This window comes from Aestuariibaculum sediminum (genome assembly GCF_014596945.1).
In the GTDB taxonomy this organism is placed as follows: domain Bacteria; phylum Bacteroidota; class Bacteroidia; order Flavobacteriales; family Flavobacteriaceae; genus Aestuariibaculum; species Aestuariibaculum sediminum.
Genome location: NZ_JACVXB010000002.1, coordinates 536,883 through 554,660 on the forward strand (window position 1 = coordinate 536,883; position 17,778 = coordinate 554,660).

Here is a 17,778-nt window from a genome sequence, read left to right on the forward strand (position 1 = left end):
GCTGTGGTGTAAATTTAAGCAATTTACTACTGAAATAAATAGGCAATATTGTGTAATATTAAACCATTTAAAACGTAAATTTAAATAAAGGAGAGTTTTTTTAATTCCATTAAATAATTCTTAACTTTAGATAGAATGAAATAATTTAAGAGCAAAAATGCGAATTTCAGAAATACAGGCATCTGAATACAACGATTTTTATAAAAACTACATTGAATTGGTTTCTGATAAATATCATCTCATTGACGGTTTTATCGAAGGCGAACATAACACTTTGACCTTTTTTAAGGAGATTCCTGAGGAAAAATTAAATTATGCATATGCCAAGGATAAATGGAATATTAAAGATATATTTCAGCATATTATAGATACAGAACGTGTTTTTCAATACCGTTGTTTTTGTATTGCAAGACGTGATAAAACCCAATTACCTGGTTATGACCAGGACACATATGTTAAACCTGCATTGGCCAATACGAAAACAATGGAGGATTTAATGGATGAATTTGTTACGGTTAGACGCAGTTTTATAGCCTTGTTAAAATCTTTAAGTGAAGACGACTTAAAAGAAGTTGGAAACGCAAACGGTTATCCTATATCTGCTCGTGCAGCGGCTTTTATTGTTTTAGGTCACGCTTTATGGCATATAGACATAATAAAACATCGTTATCTTAAAGAAAACATTAAGATCTAGACAAAGAATTAGATCTTCTAACATATAAAAAAACCAAAACAGATAAAATTCCGAAAACGGAAAACCCAATAAATAGAGGCAATACTGATACTTTTACAAAGTTTCCTATGTAATTTGCTATGGGTACGGCCAATACGGTAGAAATAAAACCATTAATAGCGGCTCCAATACCTGCAATGTGCCCAAGCGGTTGCATGGCTAGGGCGCGTAGGTTTCCAAACAAAAAACCAACTGCAAAAAATTGCATGGCAAAAAAGCCAACTAATACATATATACTAGGATTTTCTCCAGACCAAAATAAACAGACATAAAGTATTGAAATTATGGCATATGCTATAGCTGAGATAAATCCGATTTTAAACATACCAAATCTAACAACCAGACGACTGTTAAAAAACGTGGCCAAACCTATTGAAACAGCTAAACTGGCAAATATAAAAGGAAATAATTCGGCCAGGTTATATTGGTTTTCAAATATTTGTTGCGAGGTACTTAAATAAACCATAAAAGACCCAGTAATAAAACCTGAAACAAAGGTAAAAGCTACAGCATCTTTGTGTTTAAAAAAAGCAATGGTTCCATCAATAAATATGCTGGGCTTAAACCGTACACGTTTTTCCATAGGTAATGTTTCTGGTTGTCGTTTCCAAAGCCAGAACATAATACATACTCCAAAAATCAGGTTGAAATAAAAGATGGATTTCCAACTAAAAAAGTAAGTTAAAAATGTCCCTAAAGTAGGAGCGATTACAGGAACTAATATAAAAAACATGACCACTATAGACATTATTTTTGCCATATAATTACCGCTGTAAGTATCTCTAATCATAGATAAAGAAATACTTCTTGGTGCCGATAAGCCTACACCTTGTAATATTCTACCAACAACCATGATGTCAAAATTATTAGTAGTCACGCAAATAATACTTCCAATAATAAATATTAAGAAGCCCGCATAAACTATTGGTTTTCTTCCGAAACTATCTGATAACGGTCCGAAAAACAACTGACCAAATCCAATTCCTAAAAATATCATTGTAATTAGTAATTGGTTCTCTACAGGGTTGTTTACGCCTAGTGATTCCCCTATATCGGATAAAGCGGGCAGTAAAGCATCAATGGTTAAGGCTACAATAGACATTAAAGATGCCATAAGGGCGACAAACTCTAATTTAAATTCTTGTTTTTCTTGCATGGCGCAAAGGTAGGTTGATTAAATACGGAAATAATTAATTTAGGTTAATAAACCTCATTTATATTATTAAATTTGTAATTAAACCTACAATAATAATGACCATACAACCCTTAATAGATTATATTCAAAGATTTGTTACTTTAACAGATCAAGATATTGAAATTCTACAATCAAAAATATTTGTTCGTAATTACTTAAAAGGTCAATACATTGTTCAGCAAGGTGACATATGTCGTTACGAGTGTTTTGTTTTAAAAGGATGTACCAAAACATTTTATATAGATCAGGAAGGGCAGGAGCATATTGTTATGTTTTCTATAGAAGATTGGTGGACTTCAGATATGGGTAGTTTTATTACTCAAACCCCCGCCGATTTTAATGTGCAATGTTTAGAGAATTCAGAACTAGTTATGTTTTCTTATGATATTATAGAAGACTTATATCGAGAGATTCCTAAACTGGAACGTTTTTTTAGACAAATTTTAGAACGTGCCTTTGTCGCTTCGCAAAAACGAATTGTTAGAAATTTTAGTTTAACAGCAAAAGAACAATACCTTTATTTTAGAGAACAATATCCTCTTATCGAGCAACGAATTCCACAATATATGATTGCTTCCTACCTTGGTATAACCAAAGAATTTTTAAGCAAAATAAAAAGTCAGCTCATTTTGGAGCAATAGTTTCTGGTTTAAACTCTTTATTTTTAAGGCTTTTTAGGCAATATTAAACTAGATTAACATCATTTAATAAACTACTTCATTTTTATTCAGAGTTATGTTCCTGAACTTTGTACTGTTCAAAAATAATACTCATGGAATCTTGTACATTAATTGAAAATATTAGCTCTGTTAACGATTTAATTTTACAGGGCAAAGCTTTAGAGGCTTTTGATGAATATTATCACGACGATGTTATCATGCAGGAAAATGATAATCCGGAATGCGTTGGGAAAGAATTGAATAGAAAAAGAGAAGAAGAATTTTTTAACGCCATTACTGAATTTAGAGCAGCTAAACCTCTAAAAGTTACGGTTGGCGAAAACACAACCATGGTTGAATGGCATTTTGATTATACCCATAAAGAATGGGGTGTTAAAAATTATACTCAAATTGCTGTTCAAGAATGGAAGGATGGTAAAATAATCAAAGAAAAATTTTATTACGGATCATAAATTAAATTAATATTAAAACAAATTACAATGAAAAAAACAATTAAAAATTTAGCTTTAGTAGCTATTGTAGCATTTACTTCGTTTGCATACGCAAATAATGATATTGAGAAAAAAGAAGTAAAAGTGGAAGCTAGTAAAGTTGTATGGAAAGGATATAAAGTAACCGGCTCTCACGAGGGAACAGTAGATTTAAAGTCAGGATATTTAAGTTTTGATGGAGAAACATTAGTTGGTGGTGAGTTTGTTATTGATATGACCACTATCGGTTCAACAGATTTATCTGGTGAATACAAAGGAAAATTAGATGGTCATTTAAAATCAGATGATTTCTTTGGAGTTGAAAAGCACCCGACATCTAAACTTGTTTTTACAAAGGTTAAAGCTTCAGGAAAAAACGCATATGATGTAACTGCCGATTTAACAATTAAAGGAAAAACCAATAAAGTTGAGTTTCAAATTTCAATATACGGAAATAAAGCGACGGCTTCGTTAAAAGTAGACCGTTCAAAATATGATGTACGTTACGGGTCAACAAGCTTTTTCGACGATTTAAAAGATAAAGCTATCTACGACGAATTTGACTTAGTTACAGATTTAGAGTTTTAATTAGATTATTTTGAGTGACTAACAATAGTACAGGAGAAGCGTTCAGAAATGAACGCTTTTTCTTTTTATAAACTTTATCTTTGCTTCAAAAATAATCACATATCTTTTAAAAAATTACTAGAGCCTCTTAAAGCAAATTTATTAGAAAATGGTATTGAAACCCCTAATACTTTACAGTCTAAAATAATTTCAAAAATAAAAGGAGGAGCCAGTATGATTGTTGTTAGTCCTGACAATTCAGGGAAAACAACAAGTTTAGTTATTAGTGTGATTAATAAATTACAACACGCCTTCGAAGATGCTCCACGTGCCCTAATTTTTGTAAAGGATAAAGCGTCTGCTTTAGAATTAGAACAAACTTTTAAAATCTTCGCCAAGGGAACCGATTTAAGGTTTTATTGTGCCTATGAAGAGCATGATATTGAAATACAACGTGAAGAGATTTATGTTGGAGTAGATGTCGTTATAGCAACACCCAAAAGATTAAATAGAATCTTTTACCTAAATGGTATTAACTTAAATAAGCTTCAAATGTTTATTGTTGAAGATGCCGATTTTGTTTTTAAAAGCAATATGGTTTCTGAAATTAATAGGACCCCTGAGAGCATTGGTAAATGCCAATATTTAGTTTTTACCGATAGGTATGACGAGCGATATGAACGCTGGCAAGAGACTTTTATGTTTAACGCCCAAACCATTATTGTTAAAAAATAAGTTTTTTCTGATTCATTTTGTAATGATTTAAAACACTCTCCGACAGAATTATATAGGAAAGGTAATGGCTTGCTGTATCAATAGTTTTATAATAATTCGCAATTCTGAATAATTTAAGTAACCAGAAAACATTAATCAGCGCAAATTACTTTACTGTAGTGAGTGGATAATAGAATGAAGAGTTATCTACTTATTAACGAATTAATTAATCATTAACTAAAGACTAAAAAGATGAAAAAACTGAGTATTTTGCTATGTACTGCTATGGCTTTTGTTGCCTGCGAAAATAGTCAAGAAGAATTAGACTTACTTGAGATTCCTTTAACTTCAAGTATAAACCAAATTGAAATTGTAGAGGGTGTTGGTATAGGCGATATAATTACGCTAGGAATGAGTCGTAATGAAGTAAGCTCTGTAGTTGAAAATGGAAATTGCGATAGTGGAGATCAATGTACTTTTAGGTTAACTCCAGAAACAGCAATGATAACCGTAACATTTAATGCTAATAATGTGGTGTCGGGTATCGAAATTAATCAAAGTGGAGTTGCTGCTGATAACCAATGGCAAACGGCACAAGGCGTGAGTGATGGCATGGCACCAGAAGACGTTGCTAATTTATATTCAGGAGCTGAAATTTCTACACAATATCCCTATACTTACGTAAATGTTAAAAATTTAGGGTATACCTACATATATTCGCAGACTTGCACCTATGCAGGCTGCAATACCTTGGTTTCTCATTATATCTACAATTCTGATAGTACTTCTCAAGATAACAGAGTTGTAGTAGGTGAGATAGTTATAAGCAATTCATCAAGAAAAACGGTTAATTATACTGCTGAAATAGAGATTAACAAACCAGACGGAAGTGTGGCTGGTGTAAATATGTCAATTACAATTCCTGGTAGAAGTTCTATTACAATAAATCCAATTTCCGTGGTTGATATAAATGGTCCTTTAGGCACTTATAATTACAAAGTCGATTTATTAGATAAAAAAGGTCGCATTAAAGATACGCAATTCGGTAGTTTCGCCTTACAGTCGCAATAAAAGGATACTTAAAAGAAAAATAAACCCCAAAAATTAATTTAATTTTTGGGGTTTTCAAGTTTATAAAAATGTATTTTCAATAAGCGATTACTCATGCTTGCTATAAACATGGTAACCATACCATGAAATGAATGCAAAACAAAGTAATGGAAGGATAAACGAAAAATTTACTTCTGAGACACCTATAATTTTTGTATCAGCTACCCCAGAGCCGCCTAGGTCAATAATCATACCTTGTAACTTTGGCATTAAAGCACCACCTACAATGGCCATGACTAAGCCCGCTGAACCGATTTTAGATTCTTCTTCGGTTAAATCACCCAAGGCAATACCGTAAATGGTTGGGAACATTAAGGACATGAAAAAAGAAATTATAACTAAACAATATAAACCAATCATGCCTTCAATAAAAATGGTTCCTAAAACACACATAATAGCCAATAAAGCAAAGGACATTAATAGTTTACCTGAACTAATAAAGCGAAGCATGTATGTTCCAACAGCACGTCCTACTGTGAATAGAATAAATGCAGCCATTTGATAATATCCTGCCGTTACACTATCTACACCAATGGCTTCAGCATATTGGTAAATATAAGTCCAACACATAATTTGCCCACCTACATAAAGTATTTGAGACAATACACCTAAAACATATTTGTTATTTTTAAATAGAACAACAAAAGTTTCGCCAATGTTTGGTGTTGTACCTTCATCTTTTGATTGCGGCATTTTACTCACTAAAAATAGAACAAAGACCCCAATAATAACCAATCCTAAAATTACATAAGGATTTCTAATTACCATTAAATCGGAAGTTTTTATTAATATCTTTGACGCTTCATCAAGTGCGCTAAAATCTGAAATATCATCTGATTTTAAATTCTTTAACACGAATTGTTGAGCCACCAATAAACCAAAAATCAAACCTACTGGATTAAATGCCTGTGCTAGATTTAAACGTTGTGTAGCCGTTTCTTTTGGTCCCATAGCAAGAGCATAAGGATTTGCTGCTGTTTCTAAGAACGCCAATCCAAACGTTAAAATATATAGCCCAAGGCAGAAAAACCAGAACTTTTCAGTAATCGCAGCTGGATAAAATAGTAATGCCCCTGTAGCATATAAAGCTAAACCAATTAATATACCCACTTTATATGAATATTTACGCATAAATATTGCAGCGGGTAAAGCCATGCAAAAGTAGCCTCCGTAAAATGCCATTTGTACCCAGGCAGCTTGAGAATTTGAAAGCTCTAAAACTTTTTTAAAGGCTTGTACCATAGGGTCTGTTACTGCATTGGCAAATCCCCAAAGGGCAAATAAAGAGGTTACCAGAATAAATGGGATTAATAACTTTTTCTCAACGACAGGCGTTTGGTTTTTGGTGTTCATACTAATATTGTTTAGTTGTTTTAACTCGACATTCGAGTTTATTTAAGGTTACGTTAAATTTTAAAAACTAAATATGTTTTTACACACGTTAAAAGTGTACTTTAAAAGCATATTTTGCTTTGAAAAGTAAGTTTTCGAATGCAATAATATGTATTTTTTCGACGAGTGTGGTAATTGATTGTGTAAATGAATAAAAATTAATGGTAGTAAAACAGATTTTAGTAATTATTAATAGTGGTTTTTATCATATTGATAAAAGTTGATGAAGTATTAAAATATAAGACTTTGTTTAGAGCATTTCATTAGTTGTTAGTCGAAATAATACTAAATATTGATTAATCAAAACTAATTTTAAATCTTAACAACCAAGTAATTTAGTATGAGCTTTAAAGTATTTTTAATAGTTATTTTAAGTGGTGTGTTAGTGTTTAATTGTAAGGAAGCAGTAGCTCCTCCAACGGCATACGGTCCAGTACCTACCAAAAAGCAGTTAAATTGGCATGACATGGAATTTTATGCCTTTGTTCACTTTTCTTTAAATACGTTTACCAATAAAGAGTGGGGGTATGGAGATGAATCCCCGGAATTATTCAATCCTACTCATTTAGATTGTAATCAATGGGCCAAAGTAGTAAAGGATGCCGGAATGAAGGGTATAATTATAACGGCTAAACATCATGATGGATTTTGTTTATGGCCTTCAAAATTTACCGATCGTTCTGTAAAGAATTCACCGTGGAAAAATGGTAAAGGTGATGTTGTTAAAGAATTAGCAGAAGCTTGCAAAACTTACGGTTTAAAATTCGGTATTTACTTGTCACCGTGGGATAGAAATCATCCTGAGTACGGCAAACCAGCGTATGTAACTTATTTTAGAAACCAACTTCAAGAATTATTAACCAACTATGGGGATGTGTTTGAAATGTGGTTCGATGGTGCCAATGGTGGTGATGGGTATTATGGAGGTGCTAATGAAATTAGAAAAATAAATACTTTAGAATATTACGATTGGGAAGAGACCTATAAAATGATCTACGATATTTCTCCAAATACTTTAGTTTGGGGGATTGGCCCGTCAGAGGCCAGATGGATTGGAAATGAGCGAGGAAGAGCAGGAAAAACGAATTGGTGTTTACTGAGGCAGAAGGATGATTTGGAAGGCAAAGTGCATTACACCGAGTACATGAATGGACATGAAGATGGTGAAAAATGGGTGCCAGGTGAAGCCGATGTATCAATTCGTCCAGGATGGTTTTACCATGAGTCGGAAGATGACAAAGTTAGGCCTCTAGAAGAAATGGTTGATATATATTATGAATCAATTGGAAGGAATGCGAATTTGTTATTAAACCTTCCTGTAGATAAAACTGGTCAGGTTAATGCGCATGATATTCAGCGATTACAGGAGTTAACAGCTGTTATAAAAGCCGATTTTAAAGAAGACTTGTTGCGAACAAGTACAGCAACAGCAACTGATGTACGTGGAAATAGTAATAAATATGCTCCGCAAGGACTTATCGATGATAACAAAACTACGTATTGGGCAACTAACGATTCAATAAAAAATGCTTCGGTAACATTTAACTTTGATAAAGCTACAGCCTTTAACAGGTTAGAATTGCAAGAATTTATTAAGTTAGGACAGCGTGTAAAACGATTTTCAATTCAGATATTAACTAATAACCAATGGAAAACCATTGCAGAAGAAACAACCATAGGGTATAAACGCATTTTAAGATTTCCCAGAATAGAGACTTCAGCTTTAAGATTAAATATAACCGATTCGAAAGCAAATATTGTATTGGCTTCTGTTCGCGCATATAACGCCCCCGATTTTGTTAGGATGCCGAGCATAAAAAGAGATCAAAGCGGAATGATAACTATGGAATGCGAATCGGGAAACACCATATATTTTACCACCGATGGATCCATTCCAACTGTTGAAAGTGAACTTTACAAACAACCAATTAAAAAGGTTAAAAATGTAACCATAAAGGCAAGATCGTTTAATAAAAAAGCCAATAAATATAGTGCTTTGAAAACGTCTCATTTTAAAATGTTGAAAGCAAATTGGGGTGTAAAATCTGTATCTGGTGGCGATTTAAAAACATCGAATCAAGTTATTGATAACAATTCGAATACAGTATGGTCTTTTAATACAAACTCTGCAAATGCTGAAAAAAGTATTGTTATAGATTTAGGAAGCGTTATGAATCTTCAAGGGTTTACATATCTTTCTAAGCAGCATGGGCACCAATTAAATTTAATTTCGAAATATACCTTTTATGTCAGTAATGATTTTGTTAATTGGAATAAGGTAACGGAAGGAGAATTTGCTAATATTGAAAATAACCCCATTGAGCAATTCATACAGTTTAAACCATTACATGCTCGTTACATAAAATTTGTGGCTAAAGAAGCGGTAAATAAAACGAAACCTTTATCCATAGCTGAGTTAGGTGTTATTACTTACGATAAACAGATTAAATAAAATTAATTCAAAAATATATCCTTCGGCGCTGTTTGTTTGTTATTGGTCGAAAATTTAAAAACGAAACAGAAATTACTAATTATTTTAGGTTTCAACTTAAACGCAGTTTTTTTATTAGTTTGATTCTGCGCAAGTAATGTTTTTTTAGAAGTTTAACAAAAAATTACTTTTCTATTCGTGGAGAAAAGTATTGAAACAAACTCATCATTAGTTTTTTTATTGTTTAGTTTATGTTATTTGAGTTTAGTTTTATTTGATGGCTATTTTTTAGATAGAAAAATAGCCATCTTTTTTATACTGAAGCATCTAAAATCTTTTGCTTTACCTCTTCAAGGTAAGAACGCCCTATAACATATCTTAAGCCTTCTATTTCAACACTATTTCCTTCAAGCGCATCAATTTTATCGATGGCTACGGTATAGGAGCGATGTATTCTTATAAAATCATCAGGTGGTAAAAGGTTGGTAAAATCTTTTAAAGTATAATGAACAATATAAGATCCTGAAAAGGTTTTGATTTTCAAGTAATCCTTTAAACTTTCAATGATTAAGATTTCACTTAAAAATATTTTTTTCATTTTCTTTTTGTCAATTTTAATGAAAATGAAAGGCGTGTCTTTAGTTACGCTAGCTGGTGCTTTGTTTACAGCCTCTAAGCGTTTTGAAATTTTGTTTAAGGTTATCATAAATCTTGGCAACTCTATGGGCTTAACCAGATAATCTAAAACATCCAATTCGTATGTTTCAAGAGCGAATTTGTCGTAAGCGCTAGTAATAACGGTTAATGGCGGGTTTTGTAAACTTTTAATAAAGTTAATGCCATCAAGAACAGGCATGTTAATATCTAAAAAAATAACATCGACAGCATTGTTTTTTAAAAAGTTTAATCCGTCTATAGCGTTGTTAAAAGTGTTTACTATTTCATAATTGTCAATTTTTTCAAGATAATTTTTTATAACGTTTACAGCTAATGGCTCGTCATCAATAATCAAGCATCTAATTTTCATAGTCTATTAATCGTGGTCTATTGTTTTTGTTTAAGGGAGGTTTTATTAGCAAACTTTAATTTTTAGCCTGACAATAAATTTGCTTTTCGTTGTTTTTATAGATAGTTTATAATCGTTTTTGTTGTAACCCAGTTCCAGTCTTTTTTTCGCGTTTTTTAATCCAATACCCCCTTTTTGTTTAGTTTCTTTTAGGTGTTCATTGATTTGAGGCAGCGGGTTACTAACGGTAAAATAAAGAAAATTTTCTTTAATCTTAAAGTTTATATTTATCTTGACCTTACCAATATTCTTGTTAGCCCCATGTTTAAAGGCATTTTCAATAAACGTTAAAAGTAAAATAGGGGCAATTTCTTTGTTACTTATATCGCCAGATATATACATATTCACCTCTAAGTTGTCGTCATATCTTACACGCTCTAAATCGATGTAGTTTTGAATGTATAAGATTTCCTTTTCTAAAGTTTGTCTTTTTTCCCTTGTCTCATATAATAGATAACGCATCAATTCCGATAGTTTTAAAATCATGCTTGGCGTTTTATTTGATTTTTCAACCGACAGCGAATATATGTTATTTAATGTGTTAAAAAAGAAGTGCGGCGACACCTGTGTTTTTAAAAATCGCAACTCTGTTTCTAATTGTGTTTTTTCCAATAAAGCGACTCTTTTGTGCTCCTGTAAATAATCCAAAGTAATTTTTATGGCGGTAACAAAAGTAATTACGTATAATTCGCCAATCATCATATCTATGGTATAATTAAAAGTTAGTCGGTCAATTGCTTCGGGGCCTTCTGGCCAAACGTTGCGGCTTACCAACCAATAGGTTAAGTTGTACTTAACCAATACCATAATGAAAATGGATAATAGAACTGAAATTACATATAAAATATACTTTTTGGTATACACCAAATAGGGCATTAAAATAAAAATATTTAAATAGCACAATATCATATGTATTGGAAAACCAATGATATTGGTTTTTACCGAATACGCGTAATCATTAAAGTAACTCCCCCAGCGAAATGTGTTAAAAATAAAATAGATAGACCAAAATATAAAGTGGTATGCTAAAGGAATTCGAAAGAGCTTATTATGATTTGCTTCCATTTTACGGTTCGTAATAAATTTTTGGTGTTTAGGTCTTAAAATGCGTTATCCGTCTAAAATAATTTTAAAGTCAAAAAAAAACTAGAAACTTTAAATTTCAATTGAATTTATATCCTAGTATGAAGAACTTATCGGTAATCGTTTTGTTAGTTGGTCTGGTTGTTAGTTGTGCCGACAATGTTACTAATAAAACCATAGTAAACAAAATATTAAGTGAAAAAGTAGATCCATTTATTGGAACGGGTGGTCACGGACACACATATCCGGGAGCAACGGTGCCTTTTGGAATGTTACAAGTAAGTCCTATTAACGGTATTAGTTCTTGGGACTGGTGTTCGGGGTATCATTATTCTGACTCAACAGTGGTTGGTTTTAGTCATTTAATTTTAAGTGGAACTGGTATTGGTGATTTGGCGGATATTTTATTTATGCCAATTAATAAAGAGGTCGACTTATCGCATTACCCTAAATCAAGAGATAGTATAACGTATAAATCAAAATATACACACAATAACGAAACGGCTTCACCTGGATATTATCAGTTATTTTTAGAAGACCACAATGTTAATGTAGAACTAACAACAAAAAAGCGTACAGCTTATCATAAATATACTTTTCAGGAAAATGATACGCAGTCTGTGGTAATCGATTTAGGTTTCGCTTTAAACTGGGATAAAACTGTTGAAACAATTATTAATATCGAAGACGACAATACCATAACTGGTTATCGCTACAGTAAAGGTTGGGCACCAAACCAAAAAGTATTTTTTGTAGCTAAATTTTCAAAACCAATTTTAAATAAAAAATTATACGCCGATGGAAGTCTTGCAGAAGGTAATAAAGCCGAAGGGGCTAAATCGGCTGTTCAGTTATTTTTTGACAATGTGAACTCTAACGAGTTACTTGCGAAAGTAGCATTGTCTTCCGTGAGTATAGACAATGCAAAATTGAATTTACAAGCAGGAGGTTTTGAATTTGAGGACGTAAAAACAGAAGCCGATAAAACTTGGAATAAAGCCTTAAAATCTATAGAAGTCGAATCTTCAGTAGATTCTTTAGAAACCATATTTTATACCGCACTCTATCATACACAGGTAGCTCCTGTAACTTACAGTGACGTTAACGGTGAATTTAGATTAGAAAACGATAGTATTGCGACCGCTAAAAATTTTACGGCATATTCTACCTTGTCTCTTTGGGATACCTTTAGAGCAGAACAACCTTTATTAACCTTAATAGCACCAAATGAAGTTTCGGATATTATCAATTCGATGTTGGCTTATTACGAGGTTGAAAAAATACTTCCAGTTTGGACATTGTATGCCAATGAAACGAACACCATGACAGGGTATCATTCCATTCCTGTTATTGTGGAAGCTTATTTAAAAGGTATCACAGGTTTTGATGCAGAATTTGCTTTTGAAGCCATGAAAAACACCATGATGCAGGATGAACGTGGCTTAAAATTCTATAAAGAGTATGGTTATATTCCTTACAATTTATTAGATGAAAACGTAACAATAACTTTAGAATATGCATACGACGACTGGTGTGTTGCACAAATGGCAAAAGCGTTAGGTAAAACCGATGATTACAATTATTTCTTAAAACGCTCCAAAGCTTACGCTGAAATATTAGATGCAGAAACTGGTTTTATGAGAGGTAAATCTGAAGACGGTAAATCATGGCGCGAACCATTCGATCCAAAACATTCTAATCATCGAGTTGATACAGATTATACAGAAGGTAATGCCTGGCAGCACAGCTGGTTTGTGCCGCATGCCGTAGAAGATCTGGCCAAGTTGCATGGAGGAAATGAAATATTTACTTCCAGATTGGAGCAATTGTTTACTGAGAGTTCAGAAATTACAGGAACACACACTTCAGCTGATATTTCTGGTTTAATTGGGCAGTATGCGCATGGTAACGAACCGAGTCATCATATAGCTTACATGTTCAATCATGCAAATAAACCTTGGAGAACGCAATATTGGGTACGACATATTTTAGATACGCAGTATAATACAACACCTAACGGATTAAGTGGTAATGAAGACTGTGGGCAAATGTCGGCGTGGTATGTGTTAAGTTCAATTGGGCTTTACCCAATGAATCCGGCTTCAGGAGATTACGAAATTGGAAGTCCGATATTCGAAAAAACAACCATGAATTTGCCAAATGGAAAAACCTTTACCATTGAAGCAGAAAATGTATCTCAAACAAATTTCTACATTCAATCAGCGACCCTTAACGGCGAATCTTTTAATCAAACATCAATCAGTCATAAAACAATATTAAACGGAGGAACCTTACATTTTGTTATGGGACCAGAACCTAATAAAAATTGGGGAATAAAAAATTAATAGAATGGACATAATTGATATTGGTATAATTATCTCTTACGTGTTAATAACCGTAGGAGTGGGGGTTTGGATTTCTAAAAGAGCATCTAAAGGTTTAGATGAGTATTTCCTTGGAGGAAAATCTATTAAATGGTATTATTTGGGGCTAAGTAATGGTTCTGGAATGTTTGATGTTTCTGGCACAGCCTGGATGGTGGGCATTTTATTCCTTTATGGAGTTAAAAGCTTTTTATTTATGTGGCTTTGGCCCATTTGGAATCAAATTTTTGTCATGATGTTTTTGGCCGTTTGGATTCGACGTTCTAAAGTAATGACGGGTTCAGAGTGGATTTTAACTCGATTTGGAAATGATAAAGCGGGTAGAGCTTCGCATATCATCGTAGCCATATTCGCTATTGTTTCTGCTATTGGTTTTATCGCGTATTTTTTCGAAGGGGTTGGTAAATTTTTAACCATTATTTTACCTTGGGATTTAACAACATATATTTTTGGTACTGAAATTTTCACTTCAGATCAGGCTTATGCATTGATTATCATTTTTTTAACCACTATATATACCATAAAAGGAGGGATGTTTTCAGTTGTTGCCACTGAGGTTTTACAATACCTTATAATGGTAATTGCTGGTATTTTGGTAGCGGGATATACACTTATTTATTTTACTGATATTCAAATTACGTCGTTAATTTCTGAAGAATGGAAAAATATATGGTTCGGCTGGGAATTACAACCGCATTGGGGCGAGAAATATCAGGCTTTTAATAATTTAATTGATACTGAAGGTTATAAAATGTTTGGGGCTTTAGTTGGAATGTCTCTTTTTAAAGGCTTTTTTGCGAGTATTGCCGGGCCAACTCCAAGTTACGATTTACAACGTATCCTTTCTACAAAATCGGTAAAAGAAGCGGCTTACATGTCTGGATTTACCAATTTAATTTTGTTCATCCCAAGGTATTTATTAATTGGAGGGATTGTGGTTATTGCTTTAGTGGTTCTAGCGCCCGAAATGAATAATGCTTCATTAACTGGTGCCGATTTGGAAGTTATTTTACCAAAAGTTATAAATTTCCATGTTCCTGTAGGAATTAAAGGCTTATTACTGGCAGGGTTATTGGCGGCTTTTATGTCTACATTTTCTGCTTTTGTAAACGCTGGCCCTGCTTATATTGTTAATGATATTTACAAAAAATACTTTAAACCTAACGCCGATAGTAAACATTATATCAAAGCAAGTCATATTGCATCGTTTTTAATCGTGTTATTAGGTGTGGTAATGGGCTTTTTTGGTAACTCTATTAATTCATTAACTTTATGGATAACGAGTTCATTATTTGGTGGTTATGTTGCTGCAAACTTTTTAAAATGGGTTTGGTGGCGATTTAATGGTTGGGGATACTTTTGGGGTATGCTTGCAGGTCTTGTTGTAGCAACACTTCAATTTATTTTAGATCAGAATAAAGGAAATTTAACAGAAGGATCGTGGTTATACGAATTATTAAATATGTCGGCCATTTATCTTTTCCCAATTATATTCAGTTTCTCGTTGTTAGGGTGTTTATTAGGAACTTATTTAACTAAGCCAACCGACGAAGCTGTTCTAAAATCCTTTTACACTAATGTACGCCCATGGGGGTGGTGGAAACCTGTATATTTAAAATTGAAAGAAGAAGATAGCAATTATATCAAGAATAATGATTTTTGGCCAGACATGTTAAATTGTGTAATAGGTATTGTTTGGCAATCGAGTATGATAGTTTTACCAATATTCTTTTTAATTAGAGATTATCCTAAAACATTCGTGTCTTTAGTTGTATTTTTAGGGACTTCGTTAATTCTGAAGTATACCTGGTTAGATAAAGTAAATAAAATAACAGATTAAATAAATAAAAAAAGTGGCTAATATACCTTGGCAAGACAAACCGGAGCATAGTAATGAGGTTATCTGGAGATACTCTCAAAATCCGATTATTGATAGATATGCAATTCCAACCTCTAACAGTATTTTTAACAGTGCTGTTGTTCCTTTTGAAGATGGATTTGCTGGCGTGTTCAGATGTGATAATAAAGCCGTTCAAATGAATATATTCGCAGGCTTTAGTAAAGATGGTATTAATTGGGACATTAATCATGAACCTATAGTAATGCAAGCTGGAAACACCGAAATGATTGAATCTGATTATAAATACGACCCTCGTGTGGTGTTTATTGAAGATCGTTATTGGATTACCTGGTGTAATGGGTATCATGGGCCAACAATTGGTATCGCCTATACTTACGATTTTAAGGAATTTTTTCAATGTGAAAATGCCTTTTTACCCTTTAATAGAAATGGTGTGTTATTTCCAAAGAAAATCAACGGCAAATATGCGATGTTAAGTCGTCCTAGTGACAACGGGCATACACCTTTCGGCGATATTTATATTAGTTATAGTCCTGATATGAAATATTGGGGAGAACACCGTTGTGTAATGAAAGCATCGCCATTTGAAGATAGTGCCTGGCAATGTACAAAGATAGGTGCAGGGCCAATTCCAATTCTAACCGATGAAGGATGGTTAATGTTATATCACGGCGTAATTAACACTTGTAATGGGTTTAGATACGCTATGGGTGCTGCTATTTTAGATGAAAATCAGCCAGACCAAGTAAAATATCGTACGCAACCTTATTTATTAGGTCCTGCTGAGCCTTACGAACTTACAGGTGATGTTCCTAATGTAGTTTTCCCTTGCGCAGCTTTGCATGATTACGAAGAAGATAAACTTGCTATTTATTACGGTGCGGCAGACACCTCGGTGGCGATGGCATTTGGAAAACTAAGTGAAGTGGTAGAATTTACTAAAAACAACAGTTTATAATTTGATTGTGAAAGGTAAAATAAAAGTATTATTTGGTGCTGTATGTTGTTTTTATGCGCTTGGTTGTGCGCAACCTAAACAGGATATAGTACCACAACAGTATATCGCCTATAAAACCTCAGAAAACATGACTATCGATGGTCATGCCTCGGAGGTTTCATGGGATAAAGCAGAATGGACTAATTTATTTATTGACATTGAAGGCGATAAAAAACCAAAATACGATACCAAAGTAAAAATGCTTTGGGATGACGAGTACTATTACATTCTTGCAAAAATGGAAGAACCGCATGTTTGGGGCGACTTAAAACAACGTGATACTATTATTTTTTACAACAACGATTTTGAGGTGTTTATAGATCCGGATAGTGATACTTATAATTATTACGAATTAGAAATTAATGCCTTGAATACAGTTTGGGATTTATTTTTAACGAAACCCTATCGCGATAATCCGGCGGTTTTAAACGACTGGACTTTAACCGGACTAAAATCGGCTGTTAGTGTTGATGGTACCCTAAATAACCCTAATGATACCGATAAAGGATGGATGCTAGAAATTGCTATTCCGTTTGCAGCATATAAGACTTCATATTTTCATAAAAACGTACCTGTAGATACCTTTTGGCGTGTTAATTTTTCCAGAGTTAATTGGCAGCATGATTTAGTTAACGGAAAATACAAGCGTAAGAAAGATTCCAAAGGTGATTTTTTACCAGAATACAATTGGGTTTGGTCGCCTATTGGAGTTATAAACATGCACGAACCCGAAAAATGGGGTTATGTCTATTTTTCATCAAAAGCGATTGGAGAAACCGATAGTTTTGAAATTCCTAAAGATGAAAAAATTAAATGGGCATTGTTTAGCCTTTACCGGGCACAACGAGCCTATAAAAATGAACATAAAGTATGGGCATCAAACTTCAATGATCTTAACAATTCGGAAATTGTAATAGATGGAGAAACTTTAAAACCTTCCTTAGAAAATCATTCTACAGGTTATAATATTTCTATAAAAAGTCCTTTTTCAGGAAAAACAATAATTATTACAGAAGATGGGACATTAAAAATGAAGCCCTAATAATATTCAAAAATAGTTCTTAAAAACCATGATAATGGTTTAATAAAAGTTTA

At 33.1% G+C, this 17,778-nt stretch carries 15 protein-coding genes; 11 read left to right on the top strand and 4 right to left on the bottom strand.

The annotated features are described in order from the left end of the window. Positions 1 to 157: 157 nt before the first annotated feature. Positions 158 to 694 carry a DinB family protein gene (locus tag ICJ83_RS07055; RefSeq protein ID WP_188229671.1) on the top strand — a complete coding sequence of 179 codons (537 nt, stop codon included), beginning with the start codon at positions 158 to 160 and terminating at the stop codon, positions 692 to 694. Here the strand turns inward: ICJ83_RS07055 and ICJ83_RS07060 are convergent. Next, positions 684 to 1,889 carry a multidrug effflux MFS transporter gene (locus ICJ83_RS07060; protein ID WP_188229672.1) on the bottom strand — a complete coding sequence of 402 codons (1,206 nt, stop codon included), beginning with the start codon at positions 1,887 to 1,889 and terminating at the stop codon, positions 684 to 686. The two genes, ICJ83_RS07055 and ICJ83_RS07060, sit on opposite strands and share 11 nt — an antisense overlap. Positions 1,890 to 1,984: 95 nt before the next feature. Between ICJ83_RS07060 and ICJ83_RS07065 the strand changes: the two genes are divergently transcribed. From ICJ83_RS07065 to ICJ83_RS07085, 5 genes are all read left to right on the top strand, one after another. Then, positions 1,985 to 2,569: a Crp/Fnr family transcriptional regulator gene (locus ICJ83_RS07065; protein ID WP_188229673.1), complete on the top strand. Its 585-nt coding sequence runs from the start codon at positions 1,985 to 1,987 to the stop codon at positions 2,567 to 2,569. A gap of 131 nt (positions 2,570 to 2,700) precedes the next feature. Further along, the gene (locus tag ICJ83_RS07070; protein WP_188229674.1) at positions 2,701 to 3,060 is read left to right on the top strand and encodes a nuclear transport factor 2 family protein; all 360 of its coding nucleotides are present in this window, start codon (positions 2,701 to 2,703) and stop codon (positions 3,058 to 3,060) included. 27 nt (positions 3,061 to 3,087) lie between these two features. Beyond that, positions 3,088 to 3,666 carry a YceI family protein gene (locus ICJ83_RS07075; protein ID WP_188229675.1) on the top strand — a complete coding sequence of 193 codons (579 nt, stop codon included), beginning with the start codon at positions 3,088 to 3,090 and terminating at the stop codon, positions 3,664 to 3,666. Between the two features lie 48 nt (positions 3,667 to 3,714). Further along, entirely contained in the window at positions 3,715 to 4,380 is a 666-nt protein-coding gene (locus tag ICJ83_RS07080) for a DEAD/DEAH box helicase (protein ID WP_188229676.1), read from the top strand. A 231-nt stretch (positions 4,381 to 4,611) separates the two neighbouring features. Further along, the gene (locus ICJ83_RS07085; RefSeq protein WP_188229677.1) at positions 4,612 to 5,430 is read left to right on the top strand and encodes a hypothetical protein; all 819 of its coding nucleotides are present in this window, start codon (positions 4,612 to 4,614) and stop codon (positions 5,428 to 5,430) included. A gap of 87 nt (positions 5,431 to 5,517) precedes the next feature. Here ICJ83_RS07085 and fucP read toward each other — a convergent pair whose 3' ends face one another. Further along, positions 5,518 to 6,822 carry an L-fucose:H+ symporter permease gene (gene fucP, locus ICJ83_RS07090; protein ID WP_188229678.1) on the bottom strand — a complete coding sequence of 435 codons (1,305 nt, stop codon included), beginning with the start codon at positions 6,820 to 6,822 and terminating at the stop codon, positions 5,518 to 5,520. Positions 6,823 to 7,201: 379 nt separating this feature from the next. On the opposite strand from fucP, the gene ICJ83_RS07095 reads away from it, so the two are divergent. Further along, positions 7,202 to 9,313, top strand: a complete 2,112-nt coding sequence (locus tag ICJ83_RS07095; RefSeq protein WP_188229679.1) for an alpha-L-fucosidase — start codon at positions 7,202 to 7,204, stop codon at positions 9,311 to 9,313. 292 nt (positions 9,314 to 9,605) lie between these two features. Here ICJ83_RS07095 and ICJ83_RS07100 read toward each other — a convergent pair whose 3' ends face one another. Next, positions 9,606 to 10,319: a LytR/AlgR family response regulator transcription factor gene (locus ICJ83_RS07100; protein WP_188229680.1), complete on the bottom strand. Its 714-nt coding sequence runs from the start codon at positions 10,317 to 10,319 to the stop codon at positions 9,606 to 9,608. 45 nt (positions 10,320 to 10,364) lie between these two features. Next, on the bottom strand, positions 10,365 to 11,423 hold the full coding sequence (locus ICJ83_RS07105) for a sensor histidine kinase (protein WP_188229681.1): 1,059 nt from the start codon (positions 11,421 to 11,423) through the stop codon (positions 10,365 to 10,367). A gap of 119 nt (positions 11,424 to 11,542) precedes the next feature. On the opposite strand from ICJ83_RS07105, the gene ICJ83_RS07110 reads away from it, so the two are divergent. From ICJ83_RS07110 to ICJ83_RS07125, 4 genes are read left to right on the top strand one after another with little or no spacing between them, the layout of a single operon-like run. After that, positions 11,543 to 13,786: a GH92 family glycosyl hydrolase gene (locus ICJ83_RS07110; protein ID WP_188229682.1), complete on the top strand. Its 2,244-nt coding sequence runs from the start codon at positions 11,543 to 11,545 to the stop codon at positions 13,784 to 13,786. 4 nt (positions 13,787 to 13,790) lie between these two features. Beyond that, a complete protein-coding gene (locus tag ICJ83_RS07115; protein ID WP_188229683.1) occupies positions 13,791 to 15,665 on the top strand; it encodes a sodium:solute symporter family protein in 1,875 nt (624 codons plus the stop codon). 13 nt (positions 15,666 to 15,678) lie between these two features. Beyond that, positions 15,679 to 16,644 (top strand): glycoside hydrolase family 130 protein, encoded by a 966-nt coding sequence (locus ICJ83_RS07120; protein ID WP_317173265.1) that lies wholly within the window; start codon positions 15,679 to 15,681, stop codon positions 16,642 to 16,644. Positions 16,645 to 16,651: 7 nt separating this feature from the next. Further along, positions 16,652 to 17,725: a carbohydrate-binding family 9-like protein gene (locus ICJ83_RS07125; protein ID WP_317173266.1), complete on the top strand. Its 1,074-nt coding sequence runs from the start codon at positions 16,652 to 16,654 to the stop codon at positions 17,723 to 17,725. Positions 17,726 to 17,778 lie beyond the last annotated feature (53 nt).